Origin of the sequence: Candidatus Pelagibacter sp. HIMB1593, assembly GCF_052047755.1 — a bacterium.
Taxonomy (GTDB): Bacteria; Pseudomonadota; Alphaproteobacteria; order Pelagibacterales; family Pelagibacteraceae; genus Pelagibacter.
On the sequence record NZ_JBNAJK010000001.1, the window covers coordinates 393,839 to 410,272 of the forward strand.

The 16,434-nt window shown below is 26.9% G+C and carries 16 protein-coding genes; 7 read left to right on the forward strand and 9 right to left on the reverse strand.

The genetic code is table 11. The features are described from left to right. Positions 1–242: 242 nt before the first annotated feature. Both groL and groES read right to left on the reverse strand, forming a co-directional pair. Positions 243–1,907, reverse strand: a complete 1,665-nt coding sequence (gene groL / locus ACTTA0_RS02075; protein ID WP_075506444.1) for a chaperonin GroEL — start codon at positions 1,905–1,907, stop codon at positions 243–245. 23 nt (positions 1,908–1,930) lie between these two features. Further along, positions 1,931–2,221, reverse strand: a complete 291-nt coding sequence (gene groES / locus ACTTA0_RS02080; RefSeq protein ID WP_085113783.1) for a co-chaperone GroES — start codon at positions 2,219–2,221, stop codon at positions 1,931–1,933. Between the two features lie 130 nt (positions 2,222–2,351). Between groES and ACTTA0_RS02085 the strand changes: the two genes are divergently transcribed. From ACTTA0_RS02085 to ACTTA0_RS02110, 6 genes are read left to right on the forward strand one after another with little or no spacing between them, the layout of a single operon-like run. Continuing rightward, the gene (locus ACTTA0_RS02085; protein WP_440675825.1) at positions 2,352–3,170 is read left to right on the forward strand and encodes a TIGR01459 family HAD-type hydrolase; all 819 of its coding nucleotides are present in this window, start codon (positions 2,352–2,354) and stop codon (positions 3,168–3,170) included. Then, positions 3,164–4,087, forward strand: coding sequence for a bifunctional riboflavin kinase/FAD synthetase (locus ACTTA0_RS02090; protein WP_440675827.1), 924 nt, complete (start codon positions 3,164–3,166; stop codon positions 4,085–4,087). The genes ACTTA0_RS02085 and ACTTA0_RS02090 overlap by 7 nt, the downstream gene beginning before the upstream one ends. Continuing rightward, positions 4,084–6,813, forward strand: a complete 2,730-nt coding sequence (gene ileS / locus ACTTA0_RS02095; protein ID WP_440675829.1) for an isoleucine--tRNA ligase — start codon at positions 4,084–4,086, stop codon at positions 6,811–6,813. Before ACTTA0_RS02090 ends, ileS begins: the two co-directional genes overlap by 4 nt. Continuing rightward, a complete protein-coding gene (gene lspA / locus ACTTA0_RS02100; protein WP_440675831.1) occupies positions 6,813–7,313 on the forward strand; it encodes a signal peptidase II in 501 nt (166 codons plus the stop codon). The genes ileS and lspA overlap by 1 nt, the downstream gene beginning before the upstream one ends. Then, positions 7,300–7,617, forward strand: a complete 318-nt coding sequence (locus ACTTA0_RS02105; protein WP_440675833.1) for a DUF3035 domain-containing protein — start codon at positions 7,300–7,302, stop codon at positions 7,615–7,617. Before lspA ends, ACTTA0_RS02105 begins: the two co-directional genes overlap by 14 nt. Then, positions 7,617–8,768 carry a glucose-6-phosphate isomerase gene (locus ACTTA0_RS02110; protein WP_440675835.1) on the forward strand — a complete coding sequence of 384 codons (1,152 nt, stop codon included), beginning with the start codon at positions 7,617–7,619 and terminating at the stop codon, positions 8,766–8,768. The genes ACTTA0_RS02105 and ACTTA0_RS02110 overlap by 1 nt, the downstream gene beginning before the upstream one ends. Here the strand turns inward: ACTTA0_RS02110 and rsmD are convergent. Together rsmD and purD are read right to left on the reverse strand one after the other, a co-directional pair. Further along, on the reverse strand, positions 8,765–9,325 hold the full coding sequence (rsmD, locus tag ACTTA0_RS02115) for a 16S rRNA (guanine(966)-N(2))-methyltransferase RsmD (RefSeq protein ID WP_440675837.1): 561 nt from the start codon (positions 9,323–9,325) through the stop codon (positions 8,765–8,767). The genes ACTTA0_RS02110 and rsmD overlap by 4 nt on opposite strands. Next, a complete protein-coding gene (gene purD / locus ACTTA0_RS02120) occupies positions 9,322–10,587 on the reverse strand; it encodes a phosphoribosylamine--glycine ligase (RefSeq protein ID WP_440675839.1) in 1,266 nt (421 codons plus the stop codon). The genes rsmD and purD overlap by 4 nt, the downstream gene beginning before the upstream one ends. A 23-nt stretch (positions 10,588–10,610) precedes the next feature. On the opposite strand from purD, the gene ACTTA0_RS02125 reads away from it, so the two are divergent. After that, the gene (locus ACTTA0_RS02125; RefSeq protein ID WP_440675841.1) at positions 10,611–10,805 is read left to right on the forward strand and encodes a DUF2093 domain-containing protein; all 195 of its coding nucleotides are present in this window, start codon (positions 10,611–10,613) and stop codon (positions 10,803–10,805) included. 3 nt (positions 10,806–10,808) lie between these two features. Here ACTTA0_RS02125 and ACTTA0_RS02130 read toward each other — a convergent pair whose 3' ends face one another. From ACTTA0_RS02130 to ubiA, 5 genes are read right to left on the reverse strand one after another with little or no spacing between them, the layout of a single operon-like run. After that, positions 10,809–11,663: a lysophospholipid acyltransferase family protein gene (locus ACTTA0_RS02130; protein WP_440675842.1), complete on the reverse strand. Its 855-nt coding sequence runs from the start codon at positions 11,661–11,663 to the stop codon at positions 10,809–10,811. Further along, entirely contained in the window at positions 11,660–12,586 is a 927-nt protein-coding gene (gene lpxK, locus ACTTA0_RS02135; protein ID WP_440675843.1) for a tetraacyldisaccharide 4'-kinase, read from the reverse strand. The genes ACTTA0_RS02130 and lpxK overlap by 4 nt, the downstream gene beginning before the upstream one ends. Beyond that, a complete protein-coding gene (locus ACTTA0_RS02140; protein ID WP_440675844.1) occupies positions 12,567–13,778 on the reverse strand; it encodes a 3-deoxy-D-manno-octulosonic acid transferase in 1,212 nt (403 codons plus the stop codon). The genes lpxK and ACTTA0_RS02140 overlap by 20 nt, the downstream gene beginning before the upstream one ends. Positions 13,779–13,816: 38 nt before the next feature. Further along, entirely contained in the window at positions 13,817–15,553 is a 1,737-nt protein-coding gene (locus ACTTA0_RS02145; RefSeq protein WP_440675845.1) for an ABC transporter ATP-binding protein, read from the reverse strand. Then, positions 15,553–16,419, reverse strand: coding sequence for a 4-hydroxybenzoate octaprenyltransferase (ubiA, locus tag ACTTA0_RS02150; protein WP_440675847.1), 867 nt, complete (start codon positions 16,417–16,419; stop codon positions 15,553–15,555). The genes ACTTA0_RS02145 and ubiA overlap by 1 nt, the downstream gene beginning before the upstream one ends. Positions 16,420–16,434: the final 15 nt, after the last annotated feature.

A 16,434-nucleotide genomic window follows, 5' to 3' on the forward strand; every position in this document is an offset into this window, starting at 1 on the left:
ATATTAAAACTTAAAAAAACTCATGACTGGCTTGATTAATTTAAATAACTTATGATTTATTAGGCTTTTTTTGTTTATCTTTTTTAAGTTTCCTTTTTTCTTTAAAACTTAATTTCGGTTTCTTTTTTACACTCGAATCCTTAAATGACTTTCCGCTGTATCTTTTTGACATAAATTAACTTTACATAAAAAAAAGGCCATCATGTGATGGCCTTTTAAATTTTAGTTTTAGAGTAGAGGGATTACATTCCCATTCCACCCATTCCACCCATTCCACCCATACCACCAGGCATACCACCAGGCATTCCACCACCAGCAGCATCTTTTTCCTCAGGTTTATCAGCAATCATCGCTTCTGTAGTTACTAATAATCCAGATATTGAAGCAGCATCTTGTAGAGCAGTTCTTACAACTTTAACAGGATCTATAATTCCCTTAGCGAACATATCGCAATATTCTTCGCTTTGTGCATCATATCCATGTGTTTTTTTATTTTGCTCTAACAATTTACCAACAACTACTGAACCATCTACACCAGCATTTTTAGTAATTTGTCTGATTGGAGCTTCAAGTGCTTTTCTAACAAGCTCTACTCCAGCTTTTTGATCATCACCCTTTGCTTTAACCTTATTAAGGTCTTGAGCAGCGTAAAGTAATGCACAACCACCGCCAGTTACAATACCTTCTTCAACTGCGGCTCTTGTTGCGTTCAAAGCATCTTCAACTCTATCTTTTCTTTCTTTAACTTCAACTTCAGTTGCACCACCAACTTTGATTACAGCAACTCCGCCAGCTAGTTTTGCAAGTCTTTCTTGAAGTTTCTCTCTGTCATAGTCAGAAGTTGTTTCATCAATTTGTTGTTTAATTGAAGCACATCTTCCTTCGATGTCAGATTTTTTACCACTTCCATTAACAATGGTACTGTTATCTTTATCTACTTTAACTTTCTTACATGAACCTAGGTCATCAAGTTTAACATTCTCAAGTTTAATTCCTAAATCTTCAGAAATAACCTGACCTCCAGTTAAGATAGCAATATCTTCAAGCATTGCTTTTCTTCTATCACCAAAACCAGGAGCTTTTACCGCAACTACTTTTAGACCACCTCTTAACTTGTTTACTACTAAAGTTGCTAAAGCTTCTCCTTCAACATCTTCAGAAATAATCATTAATGGTCTACCTGCTTGAACAACAGCTTCTAATAGAGGAACCATTGGTTGTAGGTTTGTTAATTTTTTTTCATGTAAAAGAATGAAAGGATTATCTAATTCAGTAGTCATTTTATCACTGTTAGTAATAAAGTATGGTGATAAATAACCTCTGTCGAATTGCATACCTTCAACAACGTCTAGTTCAGTTTCAATTCCTTTATTTTCTTCAACTGTGATAACACCTTCGTTTCCAACTTTTTGCATTGCTTTTGCAATCATAGTTCCAATTTCTTTATCACCATTTGCAGAAATAGTTCCAACTTGTGCAATTTCATCACTGTCTTTTACTTTTTTAGCTGATGCTACTAAGTTTTCTTTTACAACTTCAACCGCTGCATCAATTCCTCTTTTAACATCCATAGGATTCATGCCAGCAGTTACGTATTTTACACCTTCTCTAACAATTGCTTGTGCAAGAATAGTTGCAGTTGTTGTACCATCACCAGCTTCATCATTTGTTTTGCTAGCAACTTCTTTAACCATCTGCGCACCCATGTTTTCAAACTTATCTTCAAGATCTATTTCTTTAGCAACAGAAACACCATCTTTAGTAATTCTTGGTGCACCATAAGATTTATCCATTACTACGTTTCTTCCTTTAGGACCCAAAGTTACTTTAACAGTATCAGCTAAGATATTTACTCCTCTAATCATAGCTGCTCTTGCTTCAGCATCAAATTTAACAACTTTTGCCATTTTGTTTTCTCCTTTAAATTAAATTACTTACTTGAAATACCCATAATGTCAGACTCTTTCATTATGCTATATTCTTTGCCATCTATTTTGACTTCAGTTCCTGACCATTTGCCAAATAAAACTTTATCTCCAACTTTAACATCCATTGGAATTATTTTTCCATCCTCTGTTTTAGCTCCACCACCAACAGCAACAACTTTTCCTTCTTGAGGTTTTTCTTGAGCTGTATCTGGGATAATTATTCCACCAGCAGTTTTTTCACTGCTGTCTAAAACTTCGATTAATACTCTGTCATGTAACGGTTTAAACTTCATAAATCTCCTTTATAATTCTATATAAATATGAGCCTCATATAGATATTTCATAGCCTATTTCAAGATAAGAGAATCTTTTCAGAGTAATTATGCTAGGAAAATCTAAATATTATGGTTTATAGGTAAAATAATGACTAAAAATTTAGACTTAGATGGCCTTCAGTCAATTGCTGATAATTATGACCTTTTTTACATAGATTTGTGGGGAGTCATTCATAATGGTGTCAAATTACATAACTCAGCAATAGCAACTTTAAATGAACTTAAGAAAAAAAATAAAAGTTTTGTTCTATTAACCAATGCTCCAAGACCAAATACTACAGTAAATAAATTTTTAGAAAAAATGGGCATGAGCGAAGATTTGACAAAACATGTTTATACCTCGGGTGAAGCAGCTTTAAATTTTTTAAAAACATCTTTCAAATCTAAGAATTTTTTTCATATAGGTCCCCCTAGAGATTTTGATTTATTCAATGAATTTAAAAATAATAAATCAACCGAACTAAATGAAAGTGAATATTTACTTTGTACAGGTTTGTTCGATGACCATGAGGATGATTTAAGTTATTATAAAAACTTACTTGAAAATCACATAACAAAAAAAATGATTTGTACCAACCCTGATTTAATTGTTGATCGAGGAAATATTAGAGAATTATGTGCAGGTTCAGTTGCTATGGTTTATGAAAAAATGGGTGGAGAAGTAATTTATTTTGGCAAACCTCATGCTGAGGTTTATAATCAGTCTATAGACAATATTGGTAAGAAAGTTTTGGCAATTGGTGATAATTTAAATACAGATATAAAGGGTGCTAACTTATTAAATTACCATTCCTTGTTGGTTTGTAATGGAATTCATAAAGAAGAAATACAGAACAAAGGAGTTACTGAAGTATCAAAAGAGTATGAAGCTATCATTAATTTTACTCAAACTGAATTAAAATGGTAAAGTTATATAAAAATTTCAATATTAATAATCACCATAAAAATTCAATTATATTAATTGGAAATTTTGATGGTCTTCATTTAGGACATCAAAAATTATTTAAATTAGCTCTATCATATAAAAAAAAATATAATTCAAAAATTGGTGTGATTAATTTTGATCCAATGCCCAAGATGTATTTTAATAATTCATTGAAGAATTTTAAAATTTCGTCTGTAAATCAAAAATTAGAATTACTTAAAGAATTAAAAGTAGATTTTATAATTACAAAAAAATTTGATAAAAATTTTTCCAAAATAAAATCAATTAAATTTATAAAAGAAATTTTATATAAAAAACTTAATTGTAAGTTTATATTTGTAAGTAATAATTTTAGATTTGGAAATAAAAGAGAAGGTGATGTTAAATTACTTACACAAAATGAAAAAAATTATAATTATAAAGTTATTAAACCAAAGCCACTTTTAAAAAGTAAAAAAATAGTATCTTCAACGATAATAAGAAACTTACTGGAAAAAGGTGATTTAAATAGAGCTAATAAATTTTTAGGAAGAGAGTGGACCATTGACGGAATAGTTCAAAAGGGAAGACAAGTTGGAAAAAAAATTGGTTTTCCAACATGTAACATAGATATTAAGGATTATGTCTTAGCACAGCCAGGAGTTTATGCTGTAAGAGTATTAAGAAAAAAAAATCAGAAAAAATTGAGTGGTATAGCAAATCTTGGCTACAGACCCACATTTAATCAAAAAAAAATCTTACTTGAGGTACATTTGTTTAATTTTTCTGGAAATCTTTATAATAAGCTTTTATCAGTGCAGTTTTTAAAGTTTATTAGAAAAGAAAAAAAATTTAAGAATGTTGATCGACTCAGAAAACAAATTAAATCTGATTTAAATATTGCAAAAAAAACTAAATGAGCAAATCTGATATAAATCTACCTAAAACAGCTTTCTCAATGAAGGCGAACCTACCAACTAGAGAACCAGAAATTCTAAATTATTGGCAAAAAATAAACCTTTATGATGAATTAAGAAAGTCAAGCAAAGGTAAAGAAAAATTTGTCTTACATGATGGCCCTCCATATGCAAACGGTAATATTCATATGGGAACAGCATTAAATAAAATTTTAAAAGACATAATTGTAAAATTTCATCAAATGGATGGAAAAGACTCAATTTATGTACCTGGATGGGATTGTCATGGTTTACCAATAGAATGGAAAATAGAAGAGCAATATAAAAAAAATAAAAAAAATAAAAATGACGTTCCTATAGTTGAGTTTAGAAAAGAGTGTAGATCTTTTGCTGAAAAATGGATTGAAGTTCACAAAGGTCAATTTAAAAGATTAGGCGTAGTCGGTGATTGGGAAAATTATTATTCTACAATGAGTTTTGATGCAGAGGCTCAAATAGTAAGAGAGTTAGGAAAATTTCTTAAAGAAGGAAGTTTATACAGAGGATATAAGCCAGTTTTATGGTCAACTGTTGAAAAAACTGCTCTTGCTGATGCGGAAGTAGAATACCAAGACCACAAGTCAGATACTATATATGCATCCTTTTCAGTTAAGTCGTCTAAAATTAAAGAATTAGAAAAAAGTGAAATTATAATTTGGACAACTACACCATGGACAATTCCTGCTAATAAAGCATTAGCTTATAACGAGGCATTAGAATATGTTTTATTGCAAGTTAATGATGAGGGAGATTTTCAAAACAGAAAAATAGTTGTTTCACAAGCTTTACTTGAGTCAGTCATAAAAGAATGTGGAATTAAAAATTATAAAGAAATTAAAAAGTTTAAGGGAAAAGAGCTTAAAGATACTATTTGCAACCATCCCTTTTTAAATTTAGGTTATGAAACTGAAATTCCAATGTTAGAAGCAAGATTTGTGACGACAGAGCAGGGGACAGGAATAGTTCATTGTGCGCCAAGTCATGGACCTGATGATTTTAATTTATGTTTGAATAATGGAATTAAAGCAATAGAGACGGTCGATGGTGATGGGAAATATACAAATAATGTAAAATTATTTGAAGGTATTCATATTTTTAAAGCTAATCCAATAGTAATTGAAAAACTTAAAGAGCAAAAAAATTTATTATCAAATGGTGAATTAGTTCATTCTTATCCTCATTCTTGGAGATCGAAAGCACCATTAGTTCATAGAGCAACACCTCAGTGGTTTATTTCTATGGAAAGTCACAAATTAAGAGACAAAGCTCTTAAGGCTATTGATGATACAACATTTTATCCAAGCAAGGGAAAAGAAAGATTAAAATCTATGATTGAAACAAGACCTGATTGGTGTGTTTCTAGACAAAGGGTATGGGGAGTCCCTCTCCCTATTTTTGTTAATAAAAAAACAAAAGAAATTTTAGTTGATGATGAGGTTAATGAAAATATTGCAACAATTTATGAAAAAGAGGGATCTGACTGCTGGTTTTCAGATGATCCGCAAAGATTTTTAGGTGATAAGTACAATGCCCAAGATTATGATAAATTAAGCGACATTGTTGAGGTTTGGTTTGATAGTGGCTCAACTCATTCATTTGTATTAGAGAAAAGAAGTGATCTTAAATGGCCAGCATCAATGTATTTAGAAGGTTCAGATCAGCATAGAGGTTGGTTTCATTCGTCATTATTAGAATCATGTGGAACTAGAGGTAGAGCTCCTTTTGACTCCATTTTATCCCACGGTTTTGTTGTAGATGGAAAAGGTTTAAAAATGTCTAAATCATTAGGAAATGTGATTGCTCCAGAGGATATTTTAAAAAAATATGGAGCGGATATTTTAAGAATTTGGGTAGCCTCATCTAATTATTCAGAAGATTTAAGAATAGATTATTCAATCTTAGATCAACACGCAGACTCTTATAGGAAGATTAGAAATACATTTAGATATTTATTAGGAAATCTTAATGATAATTTTGAGATAATTGATCTTGAAAAAATAGAATTAAATAAATTACCTGATTTAGAGCAATTCATGCTACACAAGTTGTATTCTTTAAACAACAATTTCAAAAAATATTTTGAGAATTATGATTTTCATAATTTGTATAAGGAATTATTAAATTTTTGTACTGTAGATTTGTCAGCTTTTTATTTTGATATTAGAAAGGACACTTTATACTGTGACTCTTTAGATGACCCTAAGCGAAAATCAACTATTTTATTGTTGAATATAATTTTAAACTCTCTGCTTAGATGGTTTGCTCCAATTTTGTCTTTTACAACTGAGGAAATTTATCAATTATTATTTAAAAACCAGAAAAGTATTCATTTAGAAAACTTTTTAAATTTTCCAAATAACTTTCATAATGAAAAATTAAATCAGAAATGGATTGAGTTAATTAAAATTAGAAATTTATGCAATGTAAGTATAGAAGAAAAAAGAGCAGCCAAAGTCATAGGATCGAGTTTAGAAGCTGAAATTAAAATTCATTTAGATCAAAATTTAGAAAATATCACCAAGGATATAGATTTTTCGGAGCTTTGTATTACTTCTAAAGCTGAAGTCATCCATGAAAATAACATTGACACAAATGTTCTTACTGAAAAAGCAAAAGGAAAAAAATGCTCGATGTGTTGGAAAATAAACGAAAAAGGATGTGCTAGATCTAACTGTCCTCAAAACATCTAATGTCTTTAAATAAAGTTTTTAAAAATTATTATTTAGAAACGATTTTAATTTTAATTATTTTTTTTTTAGACAGAATATCAAAACTATTTGTAATTCATCAGGATAAACTTAATTTTAATTCTGAAATATACTCATCAAAATTTTTGAACATTCATCTAATTTGGAACGAAGGAATAGCTTTTGGACTATTTTCATTTAATGAAGATTATTTATATAATTTTCTCACCTTTTTAATATTTATAGTAATTATTTTTATCATTTTTATAATAAGGAAAAGTGATCCTTTAAGAAAATATTCTCTATTATTAGTGCTAGGTGGCGCTTTAGGAAACTTTTTTGATAGGCTAATTTATAAAGCAGTTCCTGATTTTATTGATTTTCATGTAGGAAATTTTCATTGGTTTATTTTTAATGTTGCAGATATTTTTATAACCTTTGGTATATTTTTTATGATAGTAATTGAATTAACAGGAAAAAATAAAATTAATGAAACAACTTAAAATTTTTATTCTTTCAAACTTGTTTTTATTTTTGTTGTCTTGTGGGACAGTTAAAGAGGGTTTTTCTAATCAAAAAAAAAATAACTCAGATGAATTTTTAGTTGAAAAAAAAACTCCTTTAGTAATGCCACCAAACTATAATGAGTTACCAGAACCAAAAGTAAATCAACAGGAGATTAAAGAGGAAAAAAATTCAATTAAATCTTTATTACTTCAAGGAGATGACACTTTAAATGATAATGAAATAGATGATAAAGATAAAAAACTTGAGGAATCATTATTAGAAAAAATTAAAAAAAATTAATGTTAACCTCAGGTATAAATTTTATTAATTTTAAAAAAAAAGTAAAAAATAAAAATATTAAAAAATACTTAATAGATTTAATAAATAAAAATAGTCCAATAATTCAATCTTTATCTAAAAATTATAAAGATAAATTTGACAAAAGTTTTTTAAGCAAAATAAAGAAAAAAAAAAATTATAGATTGCTAGGTATGGGTGGATCTACTCTTGGTTCACAAGCTATTTACCAATTTTTTGGAAATATAGTTAAAAATAATTTTGAATTCATAGATAATTTACAGTCAAAAAAAAATTTTAATAAAAAAAAATATACTAATTTAATAATTTCAAAATCAGGCAACACTATTGAGACCATAGTGAATGCCAATATTTTAATCAAAAAAAAAGATGCAAATTATTTTATTACTGAAAATAAAAAAAATTACCTACATCTGTTGGCCAAACAGTTAAAAGCAGATGTTATTGAGCACAATAATTTTATAGGAGGAAGATATTCTGTTCTATCTGAAGTTGGAATGCTACCAGCTGAATTGATGGGATTTAAACCTAAAAATTTCAGACAATTCAATTCACTTATAAAAAACAAGAAGTTTACTAATAATTTAATTAATAATGTTGCTAGCACAATCTATTTTATAAAAAAAAGAAAATTTAATTCTGTGATTATTAATTATGATGAAAGATCTGAGAATTTATTTAAATGGTATCAGCAATTGATCTCAGAAAGTTTGGGGAAAAATAACAAAGGTTTGTTGCCGATAGTTTCTAATATGCCAAAAGATAATCATAGTGTAATGCAATTATATTTAGATGGATTTAAAAATAACTTTTATACTTTTTTTATAGTCAGGGAAAAAAGTTCAGAAAAAATAAATAATAAAAATATTCTTAAATCACATAATTTTTTAAAAAATAAAAAAATTTCAGACATTATGTATGCACAAAAAAAAGCTACTGAGACTGTTTTTAAGAACAAAAATCTACCATTTAGATCCTTTGAAATAATAGAGAGAAATGAAAAAACATTGGGTGAACTTTTCTGTTTTTTTATTTTAGAAACTATTTTATTAGGGAGATCTTTGAAGGTTGATCCATTTGACCAACCTGCTGTAGAGTTAATTAAAACAGAGACAAAAAAAAATTTAATTTAAAAATTAAAAAAAATTATTTTTGATATTCCGTATATTTTCTCTTCAATTATTTTAATTTTATCTGAAAAATTTTCTTTTTCTTTTTTATGTCTATGTAATATTAAAACTCCATTATTTTTTAAAATATTTGAGGCTTTAATTTTTAACAATGTTTTTTCTATGTTTTTATCTTTGTATGGTGGATCAAGGAAAATTATATCAAAAATTTTATTAAAATTTTCAAATATCTCTTCATTGTAAATATTTTTTTCAATTATTTCAAAATTGTTTATTGGTTTTAAACTAAATAAGTTTTTTTTTAGTATAGGTAAAACATTTTTATAATTTTCAACAAAATATACTTTTTCAACGTTTCTTGATAAACATTCTATTCCGAAAGAACCAACACCTGAAAATAAATCTAATATTACAGATCCTTCAATTTTAATTTTAAACTTGTTTGAATGATTAATTATATTGAATATGGATTCTTTTGTTAAATCTTTTAGAGGCCTGGTGTAAATATCTTTAGGTTCTAAAATTTTTTTCCCTTTGAAATTACCAGAGATTATTCTCATTTATTAATAACTTTATAAGCTATATCTTTTCTATAAAAACCAGCTTTCCAATTTAGTTTCTCAAGATTTTTATGAATTTTTTCTCTGGCATCATTAAAACTGCTTGATATTGAGACAAAGTTTAAAACCCTTCCTCCTATTGCTAAAATTTTTTTATCTTTTTTTCTAGTTCCCGCATGAAATAAAAAATTTTTTTCATCTAAAACCACAGAATTGAAATTTTGAATTTCAACATTTTTTTCATATTTATCTGGATAACCATTAGAGCATAGCACAACACATAAACTTTTTACATCATACCATTCGAGTTTAAAATCATTTAGTTTTTCGTTTATAACCGATTCAATAACTTCATATAGATCTGTTTTTAAAATTGGGAGGATTGTTTGGCATTCTGGATCTCCCATTCTAACGTTGTATTCTATTAAATAAGGTTCATTATCAACTATCATTAAGCCTGCATAAAGAAAACCTTTATATTTAATGTTGTCAGCAGAAAGACCTTTTAAAGTTGGTTTAATTATTTTATCTATTATTTTTTTTTCTAGTTCACTGTTAATTAATCTTGATGGATAATAAGCACCCATCCCACCTGTATTTTTACCTTTGTCGCCTTCATTTACTCTTTTATGGTCTTGTGCTGTTCCAAAATTTTTTATTGTACTACCATCGCTGATTACAAAATAACTCATTTCTTCTCCTCTAAGAAATTCTTCTATCAATAAATTTTTTGCATCTCCAAATTTTCCATTAAAAATTTCTTCTACTGCTTTAAAAGATTGTTGAATGTTTTCACAAATATATACACCTTTCCCAGCGGCTAAATTATCTGCTTTGATTACAATAGGGTGCTTAGCATTTTTTATAAAATCAATCGATTCTTGTGAATTAGTAAAAACACCAAAATTTGCTGTAGGTATTTTATATTTTTTACAGAGGTTTTTAGTAAATATTTTTGACCCTTCTAGTTGCGAAGCCTTTTTGTTTGGACCAAAAACTTTAATATTAAAATTTTCCAAGTAATCAACTATTCCGTTTACCAATGGATCCTCAGGTCCAACCACCACAAGTTCAATTTTATTTTCTATTAAAAAATCTCGAATATTTTCAAAATTATGGATATCAATATTTATATTTTCAGCAATTTCCTCTGTTCCTGCATTTCCTGGAATACAATATATTTTTTTTATTTTTTTTGATTTAGAAATTGAATAAGTAATAGCATGCTCTCTCCCTCCACTACCTAGAATTGCAATTTTCATATTATTATTTATATATCTTATTAATGAAAAATAAATTAGCTAAATTAAAATATTCACCTAATAACTTTAGTATAATTGAACATGGAGATCATGTTATTTGTGCAATTTCTGGAAAAAAAATATTATTAGAAAATTTAAATTATTGGAATGTTGATGAACAGGAGCCATATTTTTCTTATGTTGAGGCGTCTATTAAAAGAGAGCAAAATAAATCTTAATTTCTAATTTTTCCATCTATCGTGTGTCCAAATCCACTGATCAATATTTTTTAAAATCATTTTTTCCAAAATCTGATTTATAAATTTAGTAATCTCAAAAGAAGATTTATTTTTGGCGATTTTAATTGGTTTAGATACATACATTTTAAAATAAAATTTATTTTTTCTCTCTATATAAATAGGCACTAAATCACATTCATATTTTTTTATGAATTGAGCTGGTATCGTTGTTGATGTAGCTAAATGATTGAAAAATGTGACTTTTTCCCCCTCTCTTACTCTTTGATCGACCATGAGAGCAATTGAAGTGCCTTCTTTTATCAATTTAACCAATTCTCTAGTTCCTGAACGACCCTTTTTAATTTGTTTTTTGCAAATGTCTCTTACCCTAATTTTTTCCATTACTTTATTTAGATAAGGATTATTTAGAGGTCTGTAAATCGCGGCACAATTGATGCCTTCTTTTTCAATCTGCATTGCCATTAATTCGAAGTTATTAAAATGTCCTGAAATAAAAATTACTTTTTTTTTATTTTTTTTGATCTGATCTAAATATTCTTTTCCTTCTATTAATATGTATTTTGATAATTTATCGTTTTTGAAATTTTTTAAATGAACATATTCAGCAAAAATTCTACCATAGTTACCTAAAACATTTGATGCTATTTTTTCAAAATCTCCTTTGATATGTGCTTTCTCTAAGTTTTTAATTATTGATGATTTTGATCTAAATATTGGACCTAAATTTTTACCTATAAAAAAACCAAGATTAGATGAATTTTTAAATCCAATCAATCTGAATATAAAAAATAAAAAGGTAATAAATACAAATTGCACTAAATGGTAAAATCGTTTCATTTGATATCAAATAATTTTTTTTTTAACTTATTTATTTTATTTACCTTCAGATTTATTTTCAAAAATTTTATTTTTTCTCTTTGCTTTAAATTTAATCTTAAATAGTCTTTTTCTGTAGTGATAATTTCAAGTTTATGTTCTAAAGCTATTTTTTTTAGAAAATCTATCTCCTCATCACTAAAATTATGATGATCAGCATAAATAAATTTTCTTTGTAATTTAAATTTATATTTTAACAATGTATTTTCAAATTCTTTTGGATTGCCAATTCCACAAAACATTAGATAATTCTTCTTTTTATCTAAAGTGTTTATATTTTGTGGAATATATTCTCCTTCTAGCACTTCTATATTTTCATTGAAGGTTTTTATTTTTTGAAAGATTTTTTTTGTAGATTCAGTTGATCCATTTAGAAAAATCATATCATAATTTTTTATTTCTTTTATACTTTCTCTCAAAGGTCCAGCTGGTAAAACAAAACCATTTCCAATAAATTCAGAGGAGTTAAAGCATGCAATTTTTAAGTCATATGCAATATTTTTTTGCTGTAGTCCATCATCAAGTATTGCAAAATCATATTTCTTTTTTTCTGCATGCATTAATGAATTAATTCTATTATTTTTGGCGATAACATCACCATTCTTTTTTAACAAATTTATTTCATCTTTCTGGTTAATATAATTTTTCTTTATGAACACAGTTTCATATTTTTTTTTTAAAATTTCATTTATTAAAATTGATAATGATGTTTTTCCAGTTCCACCAATAAAAATATTACCCACACAAATTGTTTTAATTGTAAATTTTTTTTTATGTGAAAATTTTTTAAAAAAATTTATTGTATGTGTGATTAAAGTTAAAGGTAAAAAAATGTATGCTAATAAATTTTTATTATTCCAAAAATCAGGTTTTTTTAAATTCATTAAAAATATGTTTGTCTAATACTTTTATAGTTTTTTTTAAAATTTTTTCCCCAATATTTTTAATTTTAAATCCTGATTGAACATTTTTAGTAAAAGTTATTTCCTTAGAAAGTTGTACATTAGTATTAATTTTTTTAGAAATTTTGTTAGATTTTAGTAATTTATAAATATCCGTAAAATTACTTACAAACGGTCCGTGTAATATTTTTGCCCCATATCTTGCAGCTTCTAGAGGATTTTGCCCACCTCTATTAATTATTGAACCACCCAAAAATACAGAGCCACCTAATTTATGAAACTTTTTTGTCTCTCCAAATGTATCAACAATATAAATATCAGTATTTTTTAAATTTTTTGGTCTTAAACTATGTAAATTCACTTTAAGTTTTAGTCTTCTCAATTCAGATGCTATTTCTTTTGCCCTATGTATATGCCTTGGAATTACAATTGTAATTAAATCATTATATTTACGTTTTAGTATTATATGGGTTTTTGCACAAAATATTTCTTCAGAATCGTGTGTACTTGAAGCAATCCAAAATTTTTTATTTTTTAGCTCAATATTTAATTTTCTATCAAGATTTTGTTTAGCATCATCATATTCAGCAAATTTAATATTCCCTATTTCAGAATAATTTTTAAGGCCTAGTTTTTTTAGGTATGATTTTGTCTCTTTATTCTGAGGGTAAGCTATTTTGATGTTTTCCAAAATTGATTTAGTAAAATTCTTAAATTTTAACCATCTATTAAATGTTTTTTTTGTTATTCGCGCATTGAATAATATTAAAGGTATATTTTTGTACTTAAGGTTTTGATACATGCATGGCCAAATTTCAGATTCAACAAATATAGCAATATTTGGTTTCCAATAATTTAAAAAAGAATTTACAAAAATAAAATGATCTATTGGATAAAATTGATGAATGGTTTTTTTAAATTGAAACTTTTTTAAAACTTTTGATGAGCTAAGTGTACTAGAAGTAACTAATATTTGATTAACAGTATTATTTTTTTCATAATTTTTAATCAATGGAACTATACTTAGTATTTCTCCTACACTACATGCATGAAACCAAACCAGTAATCCATTTCGTCTCTTCTCTGATGGGATTGAGAACTTTTCAACAAACCTTTTCTTATCTTCTTTATTTTTAAATATTCTTAAAATGATAACAATTGGAGATATCAACATAATTATTGACAAAATTACTTGATATAAAAAAAACATACTTATTTTTGAATTTGTTTCTCATAAAAGTTTCTATACAATTTGGAATTGGTCATTAAATCTTCATGTTTTCCACTATCTACAACTTTACCAGAGTCTATTACATAAATTTTATTTGAATTTAAAATAGTTGATAGTCTATGAGCAATAACTATCGTGGTCTTATTTTTTGTAAGTATTTTAAGAGCTTCTTGAATTTTAGTTTCTGTCTCACTATCCAGAGAGGATGTTGCTTCGTCAAGTAATATTATCGAGCTTTTTTTCATCATTGCTCTTGCAATAGCAATTCTTTGTTTTTCTCCACCAGAAAGTCTAATGCCATTTTCTCCAATTATTGTTTCATATTTATTTGGCAGTTTATCAATAAACTCAGCACAATTTGATAGTTCAGCTACTTTATGAATTTCATCATCTGAAGCATCTTCATTAGAATATTTTATATTGTTTAAAATTGTGTCATCAAAAAGGGTGGTTTCTTGGCTTACTAAAGAGATATTTTCTCTTAGAGATTTTAGTGTTGTTTTGTAGATAGATTGACCATCTATTTTTATGTCACCTTCATCAGAATCATAAAACCTAGGAATAAGATTTAAGATAGTTGATTTTCCTGATCCACTGTGACCAACTAAGGAAGTCATTTTTCCACCTTCAAAAAATAAATTTACAGATTCTAATACTTTTTTTTCTTTTTTCTCATAAGCAAAATTTAAATTTTCAAATATTATTTCAGAATTTTTTTGAACTAAAGGTTTGGCATTTCCATGATCAATTATTTTGTTTTTGTTATCAATAATTGGAATAATTCTAGTTGCAGCAGAAACACCTTGCTTAATTGTCATATTTAAAGTTGAGAGAGCTCTAACTGGCTGATAAGCTAACATCATTGCTGCTAAAAAAGAAAAAAAATTATTTATATCAAGACTTCCGTTTGATATTAGAATCCCAGAATAAAATATAAGCACCGCAATCATTACCCCAGTTAAAGTCTCCATTATTGGAGAAATTCTTACAAAAACTGTCTGAATTTTTTTATTTTTTTCTTTTAAATCGTCTAGATATTTTTCTGCTTTTAAATTTTCATAATCTTCTTTTTGGAAGATTTTAATCAGTTTGTGGTTTTTAAATAATTCAACTAAAAATGTTGTTAAATGACCCGATTTTTCCTGAGCTTCAGTAACTACTTTGCTTATCCTTTTACCCAAGGTTTTTGCTGACAAGCTTGCAAGAGGAATCATAATTATTGAAATCATTGCTAGTTTCCAGTTTTGTGTAAACATTACTATTAGGAGCCCAATTAGTGTTAATGAATCTTTAAATAAAGTTAATATAGCATTACTAAGTAGATTAGTTATATGAGTGACATCATATGTCAGGTTAGAAATAAATTTTCCAGAATGTTTTTTATCTATAATTTGCGTATCGGTTAAAATTAAAGATTTAACCATATCAAATTGCAAATTCTTTTTAATATTTTCACCAACACTAATCATTGTTGCTTTTGCAAAATAAAGTGAAAGACCTTTAGTGGTAAAAGCAACTATGATCATAATTGGTATAAAAAAAATTAATGATTGATCTTGTTCTATAAAAATTTTTTCAATTGCTGGATCTAATAGCCAGGCAATTGCAGAAGTACTCCCGGCAACCAAAACTGAAAAAAATACTGATAAAAATATTTTATTCAAAAATTTTCTAGAATAATCTCTATATAATCTTTTATATATTTCAGAATTTTTCATTAAAATGATTTTGCAATTAAAATATTTAAAAAAATTATCAATCCAAATAAGTTATTGCTTTTAAACACTGATAGGCAACTCGAGGGATCTGTAAAATTAAAATTTTTCATTTGATAGAAAAGTAGGTGCATCAAAGGAATTGTACCTAAGACATAATAGCTTAAATTTAAATTCATATAATATCCACCACTGGCAAATAGAATGATTAAAAAAGAATAACATACGAATAAAAATTTTTTTGCGTTTCCTTTAAACTTGATTGCAGTTGATTTTAATCCAATTATTTCATCATCTTGAATATCTTGGAAACCATAAACCGTGTCATATCCTAATGTCCAAAATATGGCTCCAAAATAAAATAGTATTGGTACTATTTCTAAATCCCCTTTAATCGCAGTCCATCCAAGAATTAATCCATAATTAAATGTAATTCCCAAAAAAAGTTGAGGCCAATATGTATATCTTTTCATCAAAGGATATGTAAATGCGAGCGGCATTGATCCTAAAGCTAAAATAATAGTAAAAAAATTAAAATTAATTAAAACCAAGAAAGCCAATGAACACAAAATTAAAGCATAAAATAATCCTAGTTTTATTGAAATTTTTCCAGAGGCGATTGGTCGATTTTTTGTTCTAAAAACCTTTGCATCAAACTCTTTATCCAGTATATCATTTACAATACAGCCTGCCGATCTCATTAAAACTGAACCTAAAAAAAATAAAATTAGATAAAAAAAATACTTATTTAAACCAATTGAAAAATCATAAGCTAAAGTCAAGCCCCAAGCACAAGGCCAAAACAAAAGCATGTAACCAATCGGTTTTGTCAATCTTGTTAATTCAATAAAAAGTTTAATTTGGTTCATAATAATTTACTTGTA

What these genes read in the sequence shown, in the direction of transcription:
- groL (WP_075506444.1), bottom strand. Translation starts at nt 1,907, where the DNA reads ATGGCAAAAGTTGTTAAATTTGATGCTGAAGCAAGAGCAGCTATGATT.
- groES (WP_085113783.1), bottom strand. Translation starts at nt 2,221, where the DNA reads ATGAAGTTTAAACCGTTACATGACAGAGTATTAATCGAAGTTTTAGAC.
- ACTTA0_RS02085 (WP_440675825.1), top strand. Translation starts at nt 2,352, where the DNA reads ATGACTAAAAATTTAGACTTAGATGGCCTTCAGTCAATTGCTGATAAT.
- ACTTA0_RS02090 (WP_440675827.1), top strand. Translation starts at nt 3,164, where the DNA reads ATGGTAAAGTTATATAAAAATTTCAATATTAATAATCACCATAAAAAT.
- ileS (WP_440675829.1), top strand. Translation starts at nt 4,084, where the DNA reads ATGAGCAAATCTGATATAAATCTACCTAAAACAGCTTTCTCAATGAAG.
- lspA (WP_440675831.1), top strand. Translation starts at nt 6,813, where the DNA reads ATGTCTTTAAATAAAGTTTTTAAAAATTATTATTTAGAAACGATTTTA.
- ACTTA0_RS02105 (WP_440675833.1), top strand. Translation starts at nt 7,300, where the DNA reads ATGAAACAACTTAAAATTTTTATTCTTTCAAACTTGTTTTTATTTTTG.
- ACTTA0_RS02110 (WP_440675835.1), top strand. Translation starts at nt 7,617, where the DNA reads ATGTTAACCTCAGGTATAAATTTTATTAATTTTAAAAAAAAAGTAAAA.
- rsmD (WP_440675837.1), bottom strand. Translation starts at nt 9,325, where the DNA reads ATGAGAATAATCTCTGGTAATTTCAAAGGGAAAAAAATTTTAGAACCT.
- purD (WP_440675839.1), bottom strand. Translation starts at nt 10,587, where the DNA reads ATGAAAATTGCAATTCTAGGTAGTGGAGGGAGAGAGCATGCTATTACT.
- ACTTA0_RS02125 (WP_440675841.1), top strand. Translation starts at nt 10,611, where the DNA reads ATGAAAAATAAATTAGCTAAATTAAAATATTCACCTAATAACTTTAGT.
- ACTTA0_RS02130 (WP_440675842.1), bottom strand. Translation starts at nt 11,663, where the DNA reads ATGAAACGATTTTACCATTTAGTGCAATTTGTATTTATTACCTTTTTA.
- lpxK (WP_440675843.1), bottom strand. Translation starts at nt 12,586, where the DNA reads ATGAATTTAAAAAAACCTGATTTTTGGAATAATAAAAATTTATTAGCA.
- ACTTA0_RS02140 (WP_440675844.1), bottom strand. Translation starts at nt 13,778, where the DNA reads ATGTTGATATCTCCAATTGTTATCATTTTAAGAATATTTAAAAATAAA.
- ACTTA0_RS02145 (WP_440675845.1), bottom strand. Translation starts at nt 15,553, where the DNA reads ATGAAAAATTCTGAAATATATAAAAGATTATATAGAGATTATTCTAGA.
- ubiA (WP_440675847.1), bottom strand. Translation starts at nt 16,419, where the DNA reads ATGAACCAAATTAAACTTTTTATTGAATTAACAAGATTGACAAAACCG.